The sequence below is a fragment of the Polynucleobacter sp. 31A-FELB genome (genome assembly GCF_018882405.1).
Taxonomy (GTDB): Bacteria; Pseudomonadota; Gammaproteobacteria; order Burkholderiales; family Burkholderiaceae; genus Polynucleobacter.
Genome location: NZ_JACVOO010000005.1, coordinates 59,645 through 81,772 on the forward strand (window position 1 = coordinate 59,645; position 22,128 = coordinate 81,772).

19 protein-coding genes and 2 pseudogenes are annotated in these 22,128 nt (G+C 46.7%); 10 read left to right on the forward strand and 11 right to left on the reverse strand.

Going from position 1 to position 22,128, the window contains the following annotated elements:
* Positions 1-21 precede the first annotated feature (21 nt).
* The 4 genes from ICN30_RS04695 to mpl are packed head-to-tail and all read right to left on the reverse strand — an operon-like array spanning position 22 to position 4,997.
* A complete protein-coding gene (locus ICN30_RS04695; RefSeq protein WP_216273722.1) occupies positions 22-882 on the reverse strand; it encodes an energy transducer TonB in 861 nt (286 codons plus the stop codon).
* A complete protein-coding gene (locus tag ICN30_RS04700; RefSeq protein WP_216273592.1) occupies positions 866-2,854 on the reverse strand; it encodes a ribonuclease catalytic domain-containing protein in 1,989 nt (662 codons plus the stop codon). Before ICN30_RS04700 ends, ICN30_RS04695 begins: the two co-directional genes overlap by 17 nt.
* Before the next feature lie 2 nt (positions 2,855-2,856).
* Positions 2,857-3,585, reverse strand: a complete 729-nt coding sequence (gene fabG, locus ICN30_RS04705; RefSeq protein ID WP_216273726.1) for a 3-oxoacyl-ACP reductase FabG — start codon at positions 3,583-3,585, stop codon at positions 2,857-2,859.
* 5 nt (positions 3,586-3,590) lie between these two features.
* Positions 3,591-4,997, reverse strand: a complete 1,407-nt coding sequence (mpl, locus tag ICN30_RS04710; protein WP_216273593.1) for a UDP-N-acetylmuramate:L-alanyl-gamma-D-glutamyl-meso-diaminopimelate ligase — start codon at positions 4,995-4,997, stop codon at positions 3,591-3,593.
* A gap of 26 nt (positions 4,998-5,023) precedes the next feature.
* Between mpl and ICN30_RS04715 the strand changes: the two genes are divergently transcribed.
* The 7 genes and pseudogenes from ICN30_RS04715 to ICN30_RS04740 all read left to right on the forward strand — a co-directional run bounded on the left by ICN30_RS04715 (position 5,024) and on the right by ICN30_RS04740 (position 10,767).
* Positions 5,024-5,551: a TlpA disulfide reductase family protein gene (locus ICN30_RS04715; RefSeq protein ID WP_216273595.1), complete on the forward strand. Its 528-nt coding sequence runs from the start codon at positions 5,024-5,026 to the stop codon at positions 5,549-5,551.
* A 250-nt stretch (positions 5,552-5,801) separates the two neighbouring features.
* Positions 5,802-6,251: a type II 3-dehydroquinate dehydratase gene (gene aroQ / locus ICN30_RS04720; RefSeq protein ID WP_216273598.1), complete on the forward strand. Its 450-nt coding sequence runs from the start codon at positions 5,802-5,804 to the stop codon at positions 6,249-6,251.
* Between the two features lie 36 nt (positions 6,252-6,287).
* Complete coding sequence (gene accB, locus ICN30_RS04725; RefSeq protein ID WP_216273599.1) at positions 6,288-6,752, forward strand: acetyl-CoA carboxylase biotin carboxyl carrier protein; 465 nt, start codon at positions 6,288-6,290, stop codon at positions 6,750-6,752.
* 52 nt (positions 6,753-6,804) lie between these two features.
* Complete coding sequence (accC, locus tag ICN30_RS04730; RefSeq protein WP_215334274.1) at positions 6,805-8,175, forward strand: acetyl-CoA carboxylase biotin carboxylase subunit; 1,371 nt, start codon at positions 6,805-6,807, stop codon at positions 8,173-8,175.
* A 27-nt stretch (positions 8,176-8,202) separates the two neighbouring features.
* Positions 8,203-9,123: pseudogene (gene prmA, locus ICN30_RS11640) on the forward strand (50S ribosomal protein L11 methyltransferase); the annotation flags it as partial.
* A 171-nt stretch (positions 9,124-9,294) separates the two neighbouring features.
* On the forward strand, positions 9,295-9,750 hold the full coding sequence (locus tag ICN30_RS11645) for a DUF3426 domain-containing protein (protein WP_370626597.1): 456 nt from the start codon (positions 9,295-9,297) through the stop codon (positions 9,748-9,750).
* 57 nt (positions 9,751-9,807) lie between these two features.
* Complete coding sequence (locus ICN30_RS04740) at positions 9,808-10,767, forward strand: carbohydrate kinase family protein (protein WP_216273603.1); 960 nt, start codon at positions 9,808-9,810, stop codon at positions 10,765-10,767.
* An 81-nt stretch (positions 10,768-10,848) separates the two neighbouring features.
* Here the strand turns inward: ICN30_RS04740 and ICN30_RS04745 are convergent.
* The 6 genes and pseudogenes from ICN30_RS04745 to ICN30_RS04770 all read right to left on the reverse strand — a co-directional run bounded on the left by ICN30_RS04745 (position 10,849) and on the right by ICN30_RS04770 (position 17,747).
* Positions 10,849-11,270, reverse strand: a pseudogene (locus ICN30_RS04745) (histone).
* Positions 11,271-11,293: 23 nt separating this feature from the next.
* Positions 11,294-11,557, reverse strand: a complete 264-nt coding sequence (locus ICN30_RS04750) for a hypothetical protein (RefSeq protein WP_216273605.1) — start codon at positions 11,555-11,557, stop codon at positions 11,294-11,296.
* 47 nt (positions 11,558-11,604) lie between these two features.
* Positions 11,605-12,792, reverse strand: a complete 1,188-nt coding sequence (locus ICN30_RS04755) for a ribonucleotide-diphosphate reductase subunit beta (protein ID WP_216273607.1) — start codon at positions 12,790-12,792, stop codon at positions 11,605-11,607.
* A 45-nt stretch (positions 12,793-12,837) separates the two neighbouring features.
* On the reverse strand, positions 12,838-15,804 hold the full coding sequence (locus ICN30_RS04760) for a ribonucleoside-diphosphate reductase subunit alpha (protein WP_216273609.1): 2,967 nt from the start codon (positions 15,802-15,804) through the stop codon (positions 12,838-12,840).
* A gap of 274 nt (positions 15,805-16,078) precedes the next feature.
* Positions 16,079-16,945, reverse strand: a complete 867-nt coding sequence (gene ampD / locus ICN30_RS04765; RefSeq protein ID WP_216273611.1) for a 1,6-anhydro-N-acetylmuramyl-L-alanine amidase AmpD — start codon at positions 16,943-16,945, stop codon at positions 16,079-16,081.
* Complete coding sequence (locus ICN30_RS04770; RefSeq protein WP_216273613.1) at positions 16,899-17,747, reverse strand: inner membrane protein YpjD; 849 nt, start codon at positions 17,745-17,747, stop codon at positions 16,899-16,901. The genes ampD and ICN30_RS04770 overlap by 47 nt, the downstream gene beginning before the upstream one ends.
* A gap of 20 nt (positions 17,748-17,767) precedes the next feature.
* Between ICN30_RS04770 and ffh the strand changes: the two genes are divergently transcribed.
* A complete protein-coding gene (gene ffh / locus ICN30_RS04775) occupies positions 17,768-19,150 on the forward strand; it encodes a signal recognition particle protein (protein ID WP_216273614.1) in 1,383 nt (460 codons plus the stop codon).
* 19 nt (positions 19,151-19,169) lie between these two features.
* On the opposite strand, the gene ICN30_RS04780 is transcribed toward ffh, so the two are convergent.
* Positions 19,170-20,912: a proline--tRNA ligase gene (locus ICN30_RS04780; RefSeq protein WP_216273616.1), complete on the reverse strand. Its 1,743-nt coding sequence runs from the start codon at positions 20,910-20,912 to the stop codon at positions 19,170-19,172.
* A 50-nt stretch (positions 20,913-20,962) separates the two neighbouring features.
* On the opposite strand from ICN30_RS04780, the gene ICN30_RS04785 reads away from it, so the two are divergent.
* Positions 20,963-21,562 carry an RNA pyrophosphohydrolase gene (locus ICN30_RS04785; RefSeq protein WP_216273618.1) on the forward strand — a complete coding sequence of 200 codons (600 nt, stop codon included), beginning with the start codon at positions 20,963-20,965 and terminating at the stop codon, positions 21,560-21,562.
* Positions 21,559-22,128: a CNP1-like family protein gene (locus tag ICN30_RS04790; RefSeq protein ID WP_255533105.1), complete on the forward strand. Its 570-nt coding sequence runs from the start codon at positions 21,559-21,561 to the stop codon at positions 22,126-22,128. The genes ICN30_RS04785 and ICN30_RS04790 overlap by 4 nt, the downstream gene beginning before the upstream one ends.

The following is a 22,128-nucleotide window of genomic DNA, read 5'->3' on the forward strand; positions in this document are numbered from 1 at the left end:
AATTGAGTGATGTCTACAGAATTAGGGACGTAGATCTAAACGATCAGATCCATCTCTCGTGAAATCAAAAGTCGAAACCCAATCCAAGATATCAATCTGATTACGCATTTCCACAGGGAAAACTCCAAAGGGGGCAGAAGCACGAACAATCGCTAAGGCCTGGCGATCTAACTCAGGATTGCCAGAGCTGCGCCCAATACTCAAGCCATCTTTACCTTGGGCATTGTTAGCAATCCGCCCCTGAGCATCGACACTAACCACAATCACCAAGCTACCATATAAAGGTCGGCCATTAGCACGTGGGAAAAATGCACTTCCATAAGCCTCAATCTTTTGACGCATAGCATCGTAATACTGCGCAAATACAACTGCCTTCGTACTAGCTCCGGTCAAGACCTTACGACGAGGCTCGCGTCCATTGACCTGCAAACGCTTCGCTAACTCAGCTTCTAAAGAGTTTAGCTGCGATGTGGCTTTTTTCTCATTACCACTTTTACGGCCACCTGCTAGCGCGCGATCTGCTTCAAGCTTGGCCAGCATTTGTTTTTGTTGTTTCTCCAGGACCTCAAGGCGGGCATCTGCACCAAGCCTTGCACGGTGCAATGCGCTTGCATCTTGATTGGAAGTGTTGCCACCCCCATGTAAATCTGCCTGGGCTAATTTATTGGCCTGCTTGGGCGCCACTTGATTGCTAGCATTCACCAAAACAACGCTCAGAGGCGTGTTTAAACGGCGATTTTCTATTTCACCAATACCCCAACGAAACGACAAGAAGATGAGATGAGCCAAAATCGAGAGGCCCAGCGCATAGCCAAATGGGTAGCGGCGCCAACTACCATCCAAACGAGCAACTAACTGCTGCAGCTTAGGTGGGACTTGCATCACTCTCAGGCATTTCTGGTGTTTCAATATGAAGCACTCGTACCCCCGCAGTGAGCTGCAGAAGATCTACATCAGCAATACTCACTTCAGCCCGAGTCATACGTGGGTGACTAGCTAACTCTGGAATAGGCAAATGCAAAGGAACCGGCTCAACGCGCGACATACCTTCTTTGAGATGTCTCACAAAAACTTGCTTAGGAACTTCATCTTGAGCAACCCAGCGTAGGCACCAATATTTTTCAAGGCGGTCCTGGTATTCACCATAGGCTGAATAACAAGCTTCAAAGTCTGCAGCAATACCCATCAGGGCAGCATCTCGCGGCGGGAATGGTGCCACCATCTTGGCAGTGATGCCATGCTTGGCTATGGCGATCAACTGCCACTGATTCACCAAATCTGAATAGCGGCGCAATGGCGATGTACACCAAGCGTAATACTCCAAACCCAATCCCTCATGAGGGCCAGGTGTCGTCTGCATACGTGTCCGCAATGGGCCCCAACCCTTTTGAGTTCGGAACAAACCAGGAATCCCATGATCTGCCAGTAAACGCCCTGAAGCACTGTTGCAATAAATCATCCACTCAGCAACGATGGTATCCAGGATTGAACCGCGCTGGCGCGGAGTAATGTCTACCCGCTGTACTCCACCCACTTCTTTGATTTGAAAATGGAAGTCTCTCGCTAAGGCATTGGGATCCAAGACCCCCAATTGCTCAGCACGTAATCCATTGACTACTCGTTGCTCCTGACGTCCTGCATGCAATAACTTTGCTGCAGTCCACAACACACTGAGCTCTTGACGATACGGATAGTTAGACGATTCATCGACCAAACTTTCTTCCGTTACTAGATGCTCCAAATTCTCGAGACGAAGGTTGGATCCCATGGGAACCATCTCAGCACGCAACTGCAGCGTCTCTTTATCTACGACTCCAGCCGCATCGATGTCCACATAAATCGATAAAGCTGGGCGAGCGGCACCCTCATCCAATGAGAACTGCGAAATCACTGTGTCGGGCAACATCGTGATCTTATCGCCAGGGAAATACACCGTAGACATGCGGGTACGTGCAACCTTATCTAAAGCGTCATCCTTAGCGATCACCAAACCAGGCGCCGCAATATGAATGCCAATACGATGTCCGCCACCCTCAAGCGCAGTAACCGATAAAGCATCATCAATCTCAGTAGTGCCTGAATCATCAATCGAGAAGGCGGTCACTTCGGCTAAAGGTAACTCTGAAATAGCGGCATCTAATGCAGCTTGCTCAACCACCAAACTTTGGTCGTGTTCAGCACCCCGAGGGAAATGGGCTTTTAAAAACATGCCTTGGTGATATTGCAAAGGTGAATCAATGGCGCCGCAGCGGATCATCAACTGGGCAGGCGATTCTCCTGATTCAGTGCAAGCAGCAATCAAAGCTTTATAGGCAGAGGTATTTTTATCTGGAGAAAATAGGAGTTGATTTGCTTGAGACTGGAGAGTTTCTGGAAATACGCCAGATACCAACTCCTTTTGCCACGCAGCCTGCTGCTCTAATTCTTTTTGCTTGCGCTCGAGTGCAGCTAGACCAGCCTGCAACTGTTCTAGCGGCGCTCTTTGAAAACGTCCGCGCCCTTTACGACGGAAAAATACTGGCGCACCTTGTAAGGCAATCGCTAATGCCGTCTGTTGCGGGATGCTGGCTTGTGCGCCAAAATATTCTTGAGCAACATCTACCAGGCCAAATTCTTCATCAGGCGCACAGTCCCATAAGAACTGCAGATCAATCTCTTTAGATAAAGCATTTGCCTCATCCATTAATGCCTGAGGCTCTGGCTTTTCAAAACGTAGCCAAACTTCTTTGGCCTTTAGTTTGATCTTTTTCCCGGACAGGCTCGTCGCCTGCCAAGATTCAGCATCTCCAGCGCCCGAGGCAGACTGGACTGTGGCGACCTTGATGTCACCACCCTCTTCATATAAAAGATGCATGCTTAAAGAGAGATCCCGCCGCTGGCCTCAAGTGCTACGCCATTGACATAACTAGCTTCATCGCTCGCTAAGAATAAATACACGTTCGCCATTTCTTCTGGAGTACCTAGGCGACCAAGCCAGCTGCGTCTTTCAATATCTTTCAGAATGTTTTCTGGCATGGCCTTGACCATCTCAGTTGCAATAAAGCCTGGGCACACTGCATTTACCCGAATCCCTTTTGCACCCAATTCACGCGCCCAAGTTTTAGTAAAGCCAATGACACCAAATTTCGTGGCGGAATAATTTGTCTGACCAAAGTTTCCATAGATGCCAACAACGCTTGAAGCATTCACAACGGCACCTTTGCCCGCCTCCAACATGTGCGGCACTACCAACTGCGTGCAATTGAATACACCCTTTAAATTGACATCAATCACCGTATCAAATTGCGCTTCCGTCATTTTGACCAAGCGTGCATCTTGTGTGATGCCAGCATTATTAATCAAGATATCAATGCGCCCGTGACGCTGCATGATTTGATCAACAGCCGCTTCAATACTCGCGCGATCGGTCACATTCATGACATAGGCTTCTGAGCCTGGAATGAGATCAACCGCGGCTTTTACCGCCTCAGGATTCACATCCGCAATCATGACTTTCGCACCCTCTTGCGCAAAGCGCTTTGCCGTTGCGAAGCCAATACCTTTTGCTGCCCCAGTAATGATGGCTACTTTATCTCTTAGTCTCATATTCATTACTTTGCTTTCTCTTGTATTGCGGTCAATATTTTTTGATGCACGCCACCAAAGCCACCATTACTCATCACCAAAATGTGATCGCCAGGCTTTGCTTGATTTGCAACAGCCTTGACCAAAGCGGATAGATCATCAAAGGCTGCAGCACGATTGTCACTCTTTGTATTTAATGGGGCCAAGACCTCGTTTAAATCCCAACCTAAAGAATCTTTACCGGCGCTAGCGCCATAAGCAAAAATCTTATCGGCTGCCTCTAGACTATTCGGTAGCTGTGCCTTCATCACTCCGAGTTTCATCGTATTAGAGCGTGGCTCCAATACTGCCAAAATACGAGACTGTCCTACGCGGCGACGTAAGCCATCTACCGTAGTAATAATTGCTGTAGGGTGGTGCGCAAAATCATCGTAGACCGTTACTTCATTTGCTACGCCAATTATTTCTAAACGACGTTTCACATTCTTAAACTCAGCAAGTGCACGCGCTGCATCCGTCGGTGAAATGCCAATGTGATTAGCTGAGGCAATCGCCGCCAATGCATTGAGTTGATTATGTCGACCCATGACGCCAGAGTCCCGAGCCCACGCAACCGTTGCAACTTCTTTACCATCTTGCAAAACAATAAAGCCATCTGCCGCTTGAGAAATTAAAGACCAGGCATTCTTTTTATCTTGGCCAAACTTTTCAACAGGCGCCCAAGCACCTCGTGCGATGACTCTCTCTAGAGCAGGCTCTTCACCATTCACCACCACGAGACCGTTGCCCGGCACTGTGCGAACCAAATGATGAAACTGTGTTTCGATTGCAGCAAGATCAGCAAAGATATCGGCGTGATCAAACTCGAGATTATTTAACAAAGCAGTGCGTGGGCGATAGTGAACAAACTTACTGCGTTTATCAAAAAACGCCGTGTCATATTCATCAGCTTCGATCACAAAGTATTTACTCTCGCCTAAGCGAGCCGATACCGTGAAATTCAATGGCACTCCACCAATTAAGTAACCCGGCTTGTAATCATTGAATTCCAAAATCCAAGCCAGCATTGCAGAGGTGGTTGTTTTGCCATGCGTTCCTGCCACAGCCAAGACATGTCGACCAAACAGAACTTGTTCGCCCAGCCACTGGGGTCCAGAGGTGTAAGGAAGTCCTTGGCTAAGAATGGCCTCCATTAGCGGATTGCCACGAGAAACGACATTGCCGATTACAAATAAATCCGGCATCGTCTCAAACTGTAATAATTGGTCGGGCGAGAATCCCTCGATGAGCTCAATGCCCTGCGCTTCAAGCTGAGTACTCATTGGTGGATACACGTTGGCATCACAGCCAGTTACGCGATGTCCGGCCTGCCGAGCGATTGCGGCAATGCCGCCCATGAAAGTACCGCAAATGCCCAAGATATGAATATGCATTGGGGAATTTTAGCTAAGGAGTAGCAATGAACCGAAGACAGTGGATTAGCATCATCGCGATTAGTCTCGCAGCGCTCCTTGCTGGGGTCCTGACTTCGCAATGGATTTACAAAACAGGTCTTGCAAGTGATCCGGCTATCAAAGCCTTTTTTGCCAACCCGTGGCAAACGCCCGATGGAAAACCAGTCGATACCGAGCAATGGCGCGGAAAAGTCCTAGTAGTGAACTTTTGGGCCTCTTGGTGCCCCCCTTGCGTCGAAGAAATGCCGACTTTGGACAAATTACAAGCTGAATTTAAGACTCAAAATGTCTTATTTGTCGGCATCGGTATCGATTCACCCTCTAATATTCGCGAATTCCTTGAAAAAACCCCAGTTTCTTACCCCATCGTGATTGGCGGACTAGAAGGCAGTAATTTATCCAAGCAAATGGGGAATAGCCAAGGCGCTCTTCCGTACACCATCATCATTAATGCTCAAGGCAAAGCAACTAGCAGCAAATTAGGGAAGATAAGCGAAGAAGAGCTCAGAAAAGCCATTAAATCAGCTTTATAAGGATTTTTAAAAACTATTCGCTAGCGATCATTTAGGCAGGAATGTGGCATTTCTCACCTGAATTTTGCAATATCTGCTCTTAAAATCATAAAAATTAGCGAATTTATCCCCTATTTTTTAGACTTGCCATCAGAGTCTGGGGGTATACTTTCCTTGTACTTGGTGAAGAGGATTCTTCATGAAGTAAGCAGTTTTAGAGAAATGCTTTATTAACGTAATTAAACTTAACTGCCTCTAAAAATATCGATTTATGTCGAAAAATACTTCAATTCTCGTTATCCAAGGCCCCAATCTCAATCTGTTGGGCACCCGTGAGCCAGAGGTTTATGGCAAAACTACCCTAGAAGATATTCATACAAAGCTTGGCGCAATCGCCAAGACTCACTCAGTCGATCTATCTACCTTCCAAAGCAATCATGAAGGCGAGCTGATTGACCGAGTTCAAAAGGCTAAACAAGATGGTGTGGATTTCATCATCATCAATCCAGGCGCCTTTACCCATACCAGCGTTGCCTTGCGTGATGCCTTGGCTGGGGTTGCGATCCCATTCACGGAAGTGCACCTATCCAATATTCATCAGCGCGAAGAATTCCGCAAACATTCCTATCTGTCAGATATCGCCACTGGCGTGATCTGTGGACTAGGGGCAATTGGATATGAATTGGCCTTGCAAGCAGCAATCGCACGTTTACAAAAATAAAGATTAATTAAGAATTACAAGAGAGGAAGCCTTTCCATGGACTTGAGAAAACTAAAAACCCTAATCGACCTCGTTTCTGAATCAGGAATTTCTGAATTAGAAGTGAATGAAGGTGAAGATCGTGTTCGCATTGTGAATGCCGGATCTCCAGCTCCTGCCGGTCAAGTGGTTTACGCCAATCCAGCACCGGTTCAGGCATTGCAAGCTGCTCCCGCAGCTGCGCCAACTGTTTCCGCACCAGCTGCTGAAGAAGCGCCTGCTGAAACTGGTTTTGTAGCTCGCTCACCAATGGTGGGAACTTTCTATCGCGCACCCAATCCTGAGTCTCCAGACTTTGTGAAAGTTGGCGACACAGTGAAAGTTGGTCAAACGCTGTGCATTATTGAAGCGATGAAGCTGCTTAATGAGATTGAATCAGAGCAAGCTGGTGTCATTAAGCAAATTCTGTGTGAAAACGGCCAAGGTGTTGAATTTGACCAGCCGCTATTCATCATCGCTTAATAGATCTCTCTTAGATCTATTCCAATCCACCGTTACTTAACTCAGAGCCGACATGTTCGATAAGATTCTGATTGCCAATCGCGGAGAAATTGCTCTCCGTATCCAACGCGCATGTCGCGAGTTGGGAATTAAAACTGTAGTGGTCTATTCGACTGCAGACAAAGAAGCTAAATACGTGAAGCTTGCAGATGAAGCTGTTTGTATTGGACCTGCTCCGTCACCACTCAGCTATCTCAATATGCCAGCCATTATTTCGGCGGCAGAAGTGACTGATGCTGAGGCGATCCATCCAGGCTATGGCTTTCTCTCTGAGAATGCTGACTTTGCTGAACGTGTTGAGAAATCAGGCTTTGCATTCATTGGCCCAACTGCCGCTTCAATTCGCCTGATGGGCGATAAGGTTTCGGCCAAGCGCGCCATGATTAAAGCGGGTGTTCCTTGCGTTCCTGGATCTGAAGGCGCATTGCCTGACAATCCAAAAGAAATTATTACTACAGCAAAGCGTGTTGGCTATCCAGTCATCATTAAAGCTGCTGGTGGCGGTGGTGGTCGCGGTATGCGCGTAGTGCATACCGAAGCCGCTCTTCTAAATGCAGTCAATATGACCAAAGAAGAGGCTGGCCGCGCTTTTGGTAACCCAGAAGTCTATATGGAGAAGTTTTTAGAGAAACCTCGCCACGTAGAGATTCAAATTTTGGCCGATACCCATGGCAATGCTATTTGGTTGGGCGAGCGTGATTGCTCAATGCAACGTCGCCACCAAAAAGTGATCGAAGAAGCTCCAGCACCAGGCATCGATCGTCGCTTGATTGCAAAGATTGGTGAGCGCTGTGCAGAAGCCTGTAGAAAAATTGGGTACCGTGGTGCTGGTACTTTCGAATTCTTGTACGAAGACGGGGAATTCTTCTTTATTGAAATGAATACCCGCGTTCAAGTAGAGCACCCAGTCACTGAAATGATTACTGGCGTTGATATCGTTCAGGAACAAATTCGTATTGCTGCAGGCTTAAAACTCAGTTATCGCCAGAAAGACATTGTTTTCCGTGGTCACGCCATTGAATGCCGTCTGAATGCGGAAGATCCCTTTAAGTTCACACCAAGCCCAGGCAAAATTGGTTCATTCCACATGCCAGGCGGTCCTGGCATTCGTGTTGACTCACATGCCTACAGTGGCTACGTTGTGCCATCCAATTACGATTCGATGATCGGCAAGCTGATTTCTTACGGCAATACTCGCGAACAAGCGATTCGTCGCATGCAAATTGCGCTTTCTGAAATGGTGATTGACGGCATTACAACGAACGTACCTCTGCATCGTGAACTCATGCTCGACCCGAACTTCATGGAAGGCGGAACCAGTATTCACTATCTAGAGCATCGCCTCGAAGAGCAAGCCGCTAGTCGCGGCAACCCGAAGTCCTAGGTCAATTGATGTCCGTTTGGAGTCAACATGTCCTATCGTGAACTCATTTTCACGGTACCAGCAGAAATTGCAGAGCCTTTGGGTGATGCATTGCTGGAAGTGGGCGCACTCTCCGTCACCGTTGAAGATGATGCTGCAGGTGGTTACGATGAAAATCCACTTTATGGCGAGCCAGGGCTTTCACCTGAAGTTCAAGCCTGGGATCGCTCTTCAGTAACTGCACTCTTTAATCCAGAGATTGATGACTCGGACGCAGTGAACTTTATCCCCGAGCTCCTCGCATCTCTTAAGGAAGCAGGCTTCAATCTTCCAGCTCCGCAAGAAAAGATTGTTGAGGAACAAGACTGGGTTCGCTTAACGCAAAGTCAATTTGCCCCAATTCAAATTGGTGAACGTATTTGGGTAGTGCCTTCCTGGCATGAAGCACCTGCTGACCCGAACGCAATTTGCCTGGCGGTAGATCCAGGTCTCGCATTTGGTACCGGCAGCCACCCTACCACCCATCTTTGCTTGCTTTGGCTTGAACAAAATACGCAACTTTCGAATCAAAGTTTGCTCGATTACGGTTGTGGATCTGGAATTCTGGCTATTGCCGCCGCAAAACTGGGATGCATACCAGTTGTGGGGACTGATATTGATCCTCAAGCGATGGTTGCAGCTCGCAGCAATGCAGAAATCAACAATACGACTATTCGCTTTGTTCTGCCCAATGAAAATGCGCCAGAACTCGCTGCAGAAACCAAATACGACATCGTGATGGCGAATATTTTGGCCAATCCACTGCAAGTTTTAGCGCCTGCCTTAGTAAACAAGATGCGTCCAGGGGGAAAAATTGTTCTCTCAGGTGTTCTTGCTCGCCAAGCAGAGGAAGTCATTGCAACTTATAGCCAGTGGTTAACTCTTTCCGTTTGGAAAGAAAGTGAAGGCTGGGTCTGTTTACATGGAACGCTACCTCCGCAAGGTGATAAAGCGAGCGTGAACGTCAAAAACACAAACACTTCGGTGCCGGCTCAAAAAAAAAGTCCTAAATTAATTCTTCTTAGTCTTTTTTTCCTCCTGCTTATTATTTTTGGCGAGCATCTTTCTAGAAATTCCTTACTGCCAACACTAGCAACGCGCGTGGATGGCAGCTCTTCCGCGATTGCAACAAGTAGTTTTTCTCTTTTACAGAAGTTGGATGAGCAATTGTGTCGTGCACTAGGATGCGTAAATCGCTCTGTAAGCAATTTTGCGGCTTGGAAAATAACTTCGGTCACCCTTTCACCTGAAAACGCGCGAGAGGGCCTTAAAAACGTTTTAAATCAATCTGTACTGCAAGTTGAAATACAAAATCGTCTTGCAATACCCGTTTTATTCCCAAATTTAGAAATTTCTCTCACCGATGCAGAGGAATCGGAGATTAAAACGATTCAGTTTTCTCCACAAGAATGGTTGCCAACTGCTTGGCAAGAGTCGCATCCGGATTTTTTGCGTCATGGCGCTCCTTCCGGTGAAATCTTTGCGTCCGCGTTACCGATTTCCCTCCCGCAAAATGCTGCTGGCTATCGCGTCAGAATTTTTTATCCTGAAAAATAGACTGCAAACTCTAATTCACACTTATTCCAATTGATTTTTATTAGAAAGTAATTATTTATGGCCAGCTTGATCTGCGGTTCTATCGCTTACGACACCATCATGAACTTTGAAGGCAAATTTGCCGATCAAATCCTGCCAGAGCAGATTCACATTCTCAATGTCGCCTTCCTCGTACCTACAATGCGTCGCGAATTCGGTGGCTGTGCAGGCAATATTGCTTACAACCTAAGCCTACTTGGTGGAGACCCTATCATCATGGCAACGGTAGGTGGTGATGCAGCCCCATATCTTGATCGCCTCAAACAACTCAAGATTGATGCAACGCACATCCGTCAAATTGAACAAGCATTCACTGCGCAGGCAATGATCACTACCGATCAAGCCAATAATCAAATTACCGCTTTTCATCCTGGCGCAATGGGTGAATCTCACCTAAACCAAGTTTCTACTGTGGTTGCAGAACGTAGCAAGAATGGCAAAGGTGCAGCAAAATTCGGCATCGTTGCCCCAGATGGTCGCCAAGGAATGTGGGAGCACTGTCATCAACTGGCTGAAGCAGGCATTTCATTTGTATTTGATCCAGGCCAGGGCCTGCCCATGTTCAATGGTCCAGAACTGCTAGAGCTCGTAGATATTGCAAGCTACCTAGCCGTAAATGACTATGAAGGCGAAATGCTTTCCCAAAGAACAGGTCTGAGCTTGGCAAAAGTAGCTGAAAGAGTGAAAGCGTTGATTGTTACCAAGGGTGCTGAAGGTGCAGATATCTACTTTGAAGGTAAATGCATCGCAATTCCACCGGTGCCAGCGGCTAAAGTAGTTGATCCTACTGGTTGCGGCGATGCATTCCGGGGTGGATTACTCTTTGGACTGGAAAATGGCATGGACTGGGAAACTACTGGCCGATTAGCCAGCTTAATGGGTTCAATCAAAATTACCCACCAGGGACCACAAAATCACCAAATGAGCAAAGATGAAATCGCCGCTCAATTCAAATCCGCGTTTGGATTCGCCCTCTAAGTCCAATAATTCCTGGAAGTGGCAATAAAAAAGGGATCTCGTGAGAGATCCCTTTGAACTTCACACGTCTACAAGCAGAGCTTATGGGCGTGTGCCAGTTGGGAAGGGCCAAGCAGCAGCAGGATTCAACGTTGTTGAAGCAGCAGCTTTTTTAGCCACGGGCTTTTTTACAGCCTTGCCCGCTTTCTTCGCAGCAGGCTTACTTACTTTTTTTTTGCTACTTTACGAGCTACTTTTTTAGCAGCAGGCTTCTTAGCAGCAGCTTTTTTAGCTACTTTCTTAGCAGCAGGCTTCTTAGCAGCAGCTTTTTTAGCTACTTTCTTAGCAGCAGGCTTCTTAGCAGCAGCTTTTTTAGCTACTTTCTTAGCAGCAGGCTTCTTAGCAGCTACTTTTTTAGCAGCAGGCTTCTTCTTAGCTACTTTTTTAGCAGCAGGCTTCTTAGCAGCTACTTTTTTCTTAGCAGCTGGTTTCTTTGCAGCAACTTTTTTCTTGGCGATTGCCATAGTAATGCTCCTTCACGTGAGGATTAATACAAACTACCGATTAAGAAGACCCGACCATTCATTTCCGCCTGGTTTTGCAACCGCTTGGAGCCGACGAGCGAGCCATTCATCGGCGCGCGGCTTGATACTAAGTGCTGCACGCTAATGAATCCTGGAAAAAAAGCCGTGGCCCCAAAGGACAACGGCTTCTTAAATTTGCTGGAAAAAATAGAGAGAATAGCCCAGACACCCTTGGACAAGGGTTTTCGGATTTGAGTCTGGTTTTGCTGACTTTTAAAACTATCCAACCGTCTAATCTCCTATTTAGCCGGCCATGCGCTTTTTAATTAACTTCTTATTCCCAACTTAGCGCACCGCCAGTTTGATACTCAATAACGCGTGTCTCAAAAAAGTTTCTCTCTTTTTTCAGATCAATCATTTCTGACATCCATGGGAATGGATTCTCTTCATTTGGGAACATCGCGTCAAGTCCTATTTGCAAACATCTGCGATTACAGATGTATCTTAGGTATCCTTTGAACATCGGCGCGTTCAATCCGAGTACTCCGCGAGGCATCGTATCCTCTGCATAGCGGTACTCTAATTCAACTGCTTTTTCGAAGATGGATTTGATCTCGTCTTTGAACGCAGAAGTCCATAACTGCGGGTTCTCCAGCTTGATTTGATTAATTAAATCAATACCAAAATTGCAGTGCATAGACTCATCGCGAAGGATGTATTGATACTGTTCAGCAGCACCCGTCATTTTGTTTTGACGACCCATTGCAAGTATTTGCGTAAAACCAACATAAAAGAACAAACCTTCCATCACACAAGCAAAAACAATCAGTGATCGCAGCAATGTTTGGTCAGCTTCCAATGTCCCAGTTTTGAAATTTGGGTTAGTCAACACATCAATATAAGGAATTAAGAACTCATCTTTAGCGCGAATTGACTCGATTTCGTTGTACGCATTAAAGATTTCGCTCTGGTCTAATCCCAAAGATTCCACAATATATTGGTATGCGTGAGTGTGAATTGCCTCTTCAAATGCCTGGCGCAATAGATATTGACGGCATTCTGGGGCGGTAATGTGACGATAAGTACCCAAAACAATATTATTTGCCGCTAAAGAATCTGCTGTAGTGAAGAAACCAAGATTGCGCTTAATGATGCGGCGCTCATCTTCAGTTAAGCCATTAGGATCTTTCCAAAGCGCGATATCGCGATTCATATTGATCTCTTGTGGCATCCAATGGTTTGCACAACCAGCCAGATATTTCTCCCAAGCCCACTTATATTTAAATGGGACTAACTGATTTACGTCAGTCTTGGCATTAATCACGCGCTTATCGGCAGCGTTCACACGCAATGCTGCGCCACCAGCCAATGAAGCAGCTTGCACAGGTGCAGGCGCAACATTTTGAGGTGCTGCAATTGCAACTTGATCTGGCTGCGGACGCTGTGGCTCAGCTACTACCGGTTGCGGTGCCAGACCAGCTTTTGCTAGCGCAGGAGCAACTTCTTCTTCCCAATTCAACATAACTCTCTCCTAATTCTTATTTTTCTAAATCAGTTAGCAAATAGCTTACTGACATGCTTCACATTCTTCAAAGCCAGCATCGCCTGGGCGCATTGTGCAAACTGGACCATCAGCTTCTTGTGCAGCTGCAGCATCAGTACCATTCACACCACCACCACTGGATACAGCGTTTAACTGACCGCTTGTAACGGTTGACTTCTCAACGTGGGTTGCAGCCATTGTGCGGAGGTAGTACGTAGTTTTTAGACCGCGCAACCAAGCCAACTTGTATGTGTCATCCAATTTCTTACCAGATGCGCCACCCATGTAAATGTTGAGTGACTGCGCTTGGTCAATCCACTTTTGACGACGTGAAGCAGCTTCAACCAACCAGCTTGGCTCCACTTCAAATGCAGTGGCGTACAAATCACGCAAATCTTGTGGAACACGATCAATCTTGGACAAAGTACCGTCAAAGTACTTCAAGTCAGCAATCATGACCTCATCCCAAAGGCCGCGATCTTTCAAATCACGCACCAAATACTCATTTACTACGGTGAACTCACCTGAGAGGTTAGATTTCACGAATAAGTTCTGGAATGTAGGCTCGATACAAGCTGAAACACCAATGATGTTAGAAATCGTTGCAGTCGGTGCAATCGCCACACAGTTTGAGTTACGCATACCGAACTGCTTGATGCGGGCACGTAAACCATCCCAATTCATTGTGGAAGAGCTATCTACTTCAAGGTAACCACCGCGCTCGGCCGCCAACAAGGCTACTGAATCTTGCGGAAGAATGCCGCGATCCCACAATGAGCCCTTGTATGTGCTGTAAACGCCACGCTCTTCAGCTAATTCATTGGATGCTTGGTAAGCGTAGTAGCAGACTGCTTCCATAGATGAATCCGCAAACTTCACTGCCTCATCGCTAGCGTAAGGAATACGTTGCATATGCAAGCAATCCTGGAAGCCCATGATGCCCATGCCGACTGGACGATGCTTCAAGTTTGAGTTACGCGCTTTAGCAACAGCGTAGTAGTTGATATCAATCACGTTGTCCAACATGCGCATTGCAGTGCGAATTGTTTTCTGAAGCTTCTCGTGATCCAAAATCATCTTGCCAGACGCATCTGTAGTCATGTGCGCTGTCAAGTTCACAGAACCTAAGTTACATACCGCTATTTCGCTCTCGTTTGTGTTCAGAGTAATTTCAGTACACAAGTTAGAAGAGTGAACTACGCCGATGTGTTGTTGTGGGCTACGAATGTTGCAAGGATCTTTAAATGTGATCCATGGGTGGCCAGTTTCGAACAACATACCCAACATCTTGCGCCACAATTGCTGCGCAGGAATACGACGGAATGGTTTCAATTCACCAGCATCCGCTTTTTTCTCATAGGCAACATACGCCTCTTCAAAAGCCTTACCGAATTTGTCATGCAAGTCAGGAGTATTTGAAGGAGAGAACAATGTCCACTCTCCACCTTCCATTACGCGCTTCATAAACAAGTCTGGAATCCAGTTGGATGTATTCATGTCGTGCGTACGGCGACGATCATCACCCGTGTTTTTGCGCAACTCGAGGAACTCTTCAATATCCAAGTGCCATGTTTCTAAATATGCACAAACTGCACCTTTACGTTTACCACCTTGATTCACGGCAACCGCTGTATCGTTCACCACTTTTAAGAAAGGCACAACACCTTGTGACTTGCCGTTAGTGCCTTTGATATGACTTCCCAAGGCGCGAACGTTAGTCCAGTCATTACCCAAACCACCGGCAAACTTAGACAAGAGTGCATTCTCTTTTAACGCTTCGTAGATACCGTCAAGATCATCATCTACTGTTGTTAGGTAGCAGCTTGATAACTGTGGACGTGTCGTCGCTGAGTTAAACAAGGTTGGCGTGCTGGACATGAAATCAAATGTAGACAGGATTTCATAGAACTCGATGGCACGACGCTCACGGTCAAGCTCATTCAAAGACAAGCCCATTGCAACACGCATAAAGAAAGCTTGTGGCATTTCAATACGGCGATCTTCAATGTGCAAGAAATAACGGTCATACAAAGTTTGCAAACCGAGATAGTTGAACTGCAAGTCACGGCTGGCATTCAAAGCGGCAGCTAAGCGCGGGAGATCAAACTCACGCATACGTGGATCTAACAACTCAGCAGAAATACCTTCGTTGATGTACTTGGCGAAATAAGTGCCGTACTCAGCTTGCATATCACCTTGCAATACTTCGCGACCTAGAATTTCTTTACGAATCACGTGCATCAAGATGCGTGCAGTTACCTGGCTGTAGGCAGGATCTTTTTCAATCAAAGTACGTGAGGCCAAAATTGCAGAGTCGTACACCTGAGCCATTGGAACGCCATCGTATAAATTCTTGATGGTTTCAGTGATGATTGGACTTGCATCGATGTTGTTGCCGAGACCTTCACATGCCGCCTCAATAATGGTGCGCAAGGCAGCCATGTCCAACCACTTCTCTACACCGTTGTCAGTTACCTTGATGCCAGACTCACCAGCTTGAGTTGCGGTTTGAGTCTCCTGAGCAATGCCTTGTTGTGCTGCACGTTCTTGATTACGTTTCTCACGATAAAGAACATAGGCACGAGCAACGTTGTGCTCACCACTTCGCATCAACGCCAACTCAACCTGATCTTGAATATCTTCAATATGGAAAGTGCCGCCATTTGGGCGACTACGCAACAAGGCGCGCACTACTGAGTGAGTTAATTGCTCTACTTGTTCGCGAACGCGTGCGGAAGCTGCACCCTGACCACCGTTAACCGCTAAAAACGCTTTTGTAACTGCAATAGCGATTTTGGATGGCTCAAATGCCACCACTGAACCATTGCGGCGAATAATTTTGTAGTCAGATAACTGGGTGGCTTGGCCGCCACCTACTCCACCAGCTACAAAGCCAGCAGATGGGGCCTGGTTCATAGCTTCCGAAGGATTCATTCCTGGGTTGTTTGTGCCGGCAGTCTGTCCTGCTGTCTGGGGGTTGGCATATGTCATATTTCTCCTGCTTATATATAGTTATTTGGGCAAAAAATCGTTAAAAAACAATAGGGTATTGCTGTATTCAAACACTACATCTAGTGTTTCGAAGCGCATTTGCTACTAAGTATAGGGAAATATTCTGAATTTAGTAAGACATTTCTGACGAATATTTATAAGTATTTTTCCTAAGTTTTACAGTAATTTAGGGGCTATTTTGGTGCGAAATTTACAGCCCTTTTTAGGCAAAGGGCAAGAAAGTGAGCGTGTGCTCACATACTACTTTAGAGACCTATCTTGGGTCTAAACCAAAGGGTAGTTTTTTGGCCGAAATGCCAGTTTTTGCCTGGAACTTTTGCCAACTAAATTGAATGCCGGGATCTATTTTTCTACCAGGAGCAATATCACTATGCCCAGCAAATTGAAGATTGGGGTAAACAGCGCTTAATTGAGAGCTTAATTTAGCAAGAGCCGAATACTGAATATCCTCAAAAGGATGGTCACTATCACCTTCTAGCTCAATGCCGATAGAGAAATCATTACACTTTTCACGACCTAAGAAGGATGAAACGCCAGCATGCCAGGCTTTGTTTTGGGTAGAAACAAACTGAAAAACCTCACCACTGCGTGAAATCAAGAAATGACTAGATACCTTTTGATCGGCAATCTCTTCAAAATAAGGGTGCAGCGATGAATCCAGTTTGTTTTGAAAAAAATCCACAATAAATTGGGTGGAACGGCGATCCACAAAAACGCTAGGTGGCAAGCTGATGTGATGAATCACGACCAAATCCGGCGCAATGCCTTCTGGTCGAATATCTTGATTGGGTGAGCTTCGCCAAGCGGAAGAGCCCAACCAACCCTGAGCATCCAAACAATCAAGATGATCACTCGAGCAATAGAAGCGATCCTCTTGTTTTATTGCCTCAGACTTTGGAAGATGTACTGAACAATGCTGGCACTGGACAATCACCTCTGGCTCGGCAACCTTGCTGTGTTCAGCCTTGATCTTGGCAGCCTCATCCGTGTTGAGCTTTGCCTGCTTTTTCCCTTTTATCCAAAGGTACAAAACACCTGCGCCAGCAAATAGTAGAAGCCACTTAATCAAAAGGTCATGCTCTCTGAAGAATGACTTCCAAAACAAATCTACTGCCGACATAGGCCAGGAGCAAGGCGGTATAAGCGCTCAAGACCCAACGAACGGCTACGCGCCCACGCAAGCCAACCCGCCAACGCGCTATTAGAAGACCGGAAAATAAGAACCAGGAAATCAATGCGAAAATGGTTTTGTGATCAAAAACAAGCGGCTTACCAAATAATGTTTGCGAAAAGAGCAGCCCAGAAAATACGGTCAAGGTGAGAAGTGCAACACCCACGTAAAGCAAATTAAACAGTAAGCTTTCCATTGTCATTAAGGGCGGCAAATCCTCTAGCCAATGTGCAATCCGGCTATTTGGGATGATGGCCAACTGACGATGCAACGCTCGATCCTGAATACTCATCAACATGGCATGCATCGCAGCCAAGCTCAACAGCCCCACCGAAATAGTGGCAACAATAAAGTGCCCCTTAAACCAAGGGTCAGAGACAGCCTTTGGAGAAATCAGGGTGCCAGAGAAAATGGCGGGTAAAGCGGAACAAATCAGCGCAAAACACAAAACCAGCCAGCGCAAACTGGAGATGGGTAAAAACCAAGACTGAAACCAATAAAAAGCGAGGCCAACCCAAGCAATTAGCGACAGGTCCTGAGCAAAACCAAAAACAAACCCCTCGGGCGTAAAGACCGAGTCGTGCAACTGAATTCCATGTACCAGCAAAATCAATAGGATGAATGCCTGAACCAAGCCTGTAAAAGCTGGGGATTCAATTTTTCCCTTTGGCCGCGAACCTAAAAAGACCAAAAGAATTAAATAAAGTGCAGATGGGAGCCATCCCGAGCCTGAGTAACCTAAAATATCCATCTGGAAAGTCTAATCGATAAATGCTAGAGAATCTCACCGACCGCCTATCTCGTGTTGTTAAAACAATGCGGGGGCAAGCTCGCCTCACCGAAGCAAACACCACTGAAATGCTGCGGGAGATACGTCTGGCCTTATTGGAGGCTGACGTTGCGCTTCCAGTAGTTAAATCTTTACTAGAACAAATTAAATTTAAAGCCCTTGGCGAAGAAGTGGTTGGCAGCCTCAGTCCAGGCCAAGCGCTAGTCGGTGTTGTCCAGCGTGAACTTGCTCAAGTCATGCGTGGCGACACCTCCCAAAGCGGCGAACTGAATCTAGCCACCCAACCCCCAGCGGTAATCCTCATGGCGGGTCTACAGGGTGCAGGTAAAACTACCTCTGTCGGTAAGTTGGCTAAGTTTTTGCAAGAGAAGAAGAAAAAGAAAGTCCTCACTGTTTCTTGTGACGTCTACCGTCCAGCCGCTATCGAGCAGCTAGAAACCGTCAGCAAACAAGTGGGCGCTGAATTCTTCCCAAGCAATATCAATCAAAAACCAAGTGAGATTGCAGCTGCGGCTTTAGATTGGGCGCGTCGTCATTATTTTGATGTGCTCTTAGTGGATACAGCAGGCCGTCTCGGTATTGATGAAGCGCTCATGCAAGAAATCAAAACCTTGCATGCTAATCTCAATCCGATTGAAACCTTGTTTGTGGTTGATGCCATGCTAGGTCAAGATGCCGTCAATACAGCCAAAGCTTTCCATGAAGCACTACCTCTTACTGGTGTAATCCTTACCAAACTTGATGGTGATTCACGCGGTGGTGCTGCACTCTCCGTGCGTCAAGTTACGGGTGTGCCACTCAAATTCATTGGTGTTGCCGAAAAGATGGATGGCCTCGAAGCATTCGATGCCGAGAGAATGGCAAGCCGCATTTTGGGTATGGGCGATATTCTTGCCTTAGTTGAACAAGCCCAACAAAACGTCGACGTTGCTAAGGCAGAAAAACTAGCGAGCAAGATTTCTAAAGGCGGATTTGATCTAGGTGATTTCCGAGATCAGTTGGCACAGATGCAACAAATGGGTGGTATGGCTAGCTTGATGGATAAGTTGCCAAGTCAGATGGCACAAGCCGCATCAAAAACCAATTTAAGCGCTGCCGACAAACAAACAAAACGCATGCGCGGGATCATCGATAGCATGACCCCAAAAGAGCGTGCGAAGCCGGAGTTACTAAAAGCCACTCGCAAACGTCGCATTGCTGCTGGTGCTGGGGTCGAAGTTCAAGAGGTCAATCGCCTATTGGCGCAGTTTGAACAGATGCAAACCATGATGAAACAGTTCAAAGGCGGCAAGATGGCGCGCACCATGGCATCCATGGCAGCTAAAGGAGCCGCCAAAGGTATTGGCGGACTCTTTAAAAAATAATAGTTAAAAGATTTTTAACTTAAGAAACCAGTTTCTTAGCAGCATCAACCGCGGCAATCACTTTTGCCTTGATTTCTGCCAACGGAATATTTTCTGATTCAGCATCAGTACGACCTTTAAATTCCACTTGAGCATCTGCAAGACCGCGATCACCGATCACAACGCGGAATGGAACGCCAATCAATTCCCAGTCAGCAAACATCGCGCCAGGTCTTTCTCCACGATCATCAAGTACTACATCTACTCCAGTAGCTAGCAATTCATCATGTAATTGATCGGCGGCAGCTTTGACAGCTTCGGATTTGTCGTAACCCATTGGGCAGATTACCACTTCAAATGGCGCCATAGAAATCGGCCAAATAATTCCACGCTCGTCATTGCCTTGCTCAATTGCAGCGCCTAACAAACGAGTGACGCCAATGCCATAACAACCCATTACCATCGGCTGTGCTTTGCCTTGTTGATCTAAGTATGTACAGTCCATTGCCTCGGAGTAACGCGTACCCAATTGGAATACATGACCCACCTCAATACCACGGCAGATATCGACAACACCCTTACCATCAGGAGAAGGATCGCCGATTACAGCATTACGCAAATCCATCACTAAAGGCTCTGGCAAGTCACGGCCCCAGTTCACGCCAGTTAAGTGATGACCAGCATCATTGGCACCGCATACAAAGTCAGCCATATTGGCAACAGTACGATCTGCAACTATGGTTACATCAGCAGCAATTCCGACAGGGCCCAAGTAGCCTGCCGGTGCATTACAGGCTTGTTTAATCTCAGACTCACTTGCGAAGCGAGATTCAGCCATACCTGGAATCTTGCTTGCTTTAATTTCATTGAGCTCATGGTCACCACGAACCAGCACCATAAATAATTTAGCTGGGCCATTCTCTTGATCAGCAGCAAATAGTAATGACTTCACAGTTTGCTCTAGTGGTAATTTTAAAAACTTTGCCACATCAGCACAGTTTGTTTGATCTGGTGTTGTGACCTTTGCCATTGCTTGAGTTGCGGCGCCGCGTGCTGCAATCAATGAGATTGATTCAGCAGCCTCTAGATTGGCCGCGTAATCCGAGCTCGGGCAATACACAATCGCGTCTTCGCCAGTATCAGCAATCACATGAAACTCTTGGCTACCCGATCCACCAATGGCGCCGTTATCTGCTGTCACTGCACGGAACTTCAAACCCATACGCTTGAAGATACGAGTGTAAGCATCAAACATAATTTGGTAAGACTTCTTTAATCCTTCGGTATCGCGATCGAATGAATAAGCATCTTTCATACTAAACTCGCGCCCACGCATAATTCCAAACCGTGGACGACGTTCATCTCGGAACTTCGTCTGAATTTGATAGAAATTAACCGGCAACTGTTTGTAACTCTTGATTTCATTACGCGCTAAATCAGTCACCACTTCCTCAGAAGTAGGTTGAATTAAAAAGTCACGGTCATGGCGATCTTTAATGCGGAGTAACTCTGGTCCCATCTTTTCCCAGCGACCTGTTTCTTGCCATAATTCTGCAGGCTGAATCATTGGCATGAGCAACTCAATGGCGCCAGCGCGATTCATTTCCTCGCGGATGATGTTTTCCACCTTACGAATGGACTTCAAACCCAAAGGCAAATAGTTGTAGATGCCAGCACTGAGCTTGCGAATTAAACCGGCACGCACCATAAGTTTGTGCGAAACCACCTCAGCGTCGGAGGGGGCTTCTTTTAGCGTGGCGAGAAATGACTGTGAAGCTTTCATGTATGGATATAATCAAATCATTGATTTTAAAGGATTTGAGGCACGATCTCATGCTTGACCGTGAAGGGTATCGACCCAATGTCGGCATAGTCCTCCTCAACAGCCATAACGAGGTTTTCTGGGGAAAACGCGTTGGGCAGCATTCGTGGCAGTTCCCGCAGGGCGGGATTCAGCATGGTGAGAGCCCAGAGCAGGCCATGTACCGCGAATTGCATGAGGAAGTTGGCTTGCTACCGGAACATGTCCAAATTATTGGACGAACCAGGGACTGGCTTCGTTACGACGTCCCTGAGGAGTTCTTGCGTCGGCAACATACCTCCAAAAACCATCGCGCAAGTTATCGCGGCCAAAAGCAAATCTGGTTTTTACTGCGTTTGGTGGGCCTAGATAGCGATATTCAGTTACGCGCTACTGAACATCCAGAATTTGACGCCTGGCGCTGGGTTCCTTTTTGGATTCAACTGGACTCCGTTATTGATTTCAAGCGCGAAGTCTACCAATTAGCCCTTTCCGAACTTGCGCGTTACCTGTCTCGCGGCATGCGAATGCAGCAACTTGCCTGGGGATCTCCACTCGATCTATTTCAATCCCTGTATGGTGGGGGCGAGGAAGACGAATCCAAAGAAACAAAACCTACTGGTAAGCCATGATGAAACTCTCTATTTGCAGCTCTCGACTTTCCATCCTCGCTCTGGCCTTGAGTTTAGGGTTAGCAGGGTGTGCTGGTGACCCCTTAGAAAGTGGAGTCGATCCTTTTGCGCCAATGATTTTCAAAGAGGGTGCAACGGCAATGCCACTGAACCCTCCTAATCAGGCAACTATTCAACCTTTTTATGTCTCTCAACAAACTATTTTTAAGTTTGCAGTAGATACAGACTCGATTTTGATTGGAAACGATGGTATTACTCGGTACATAGTAATAATCACGAGCCCAAACGGCAATAACCAAACCCAATACGAAGGCATTCGTTGCGACTCTTTCCAGTGGCGCCTCTACGGGACCTTTGAAAATGAAGCCTGGAAAGAAAACCCCTTGTCTAGCTGGAATCCCATCAAAGATCACGCCCCAAATCGCTATCAAGCCGCTTTAGCCCAAGGCGCATTCTGCAGCTTCAACACCCAAGAGAAGAACATCAAAAATATTATTCAGTCACTAAATCCAAATGGATTTACTGGCGGCACAAAGCCTACCAATTCTTTTGGTCAAATGCTCTAA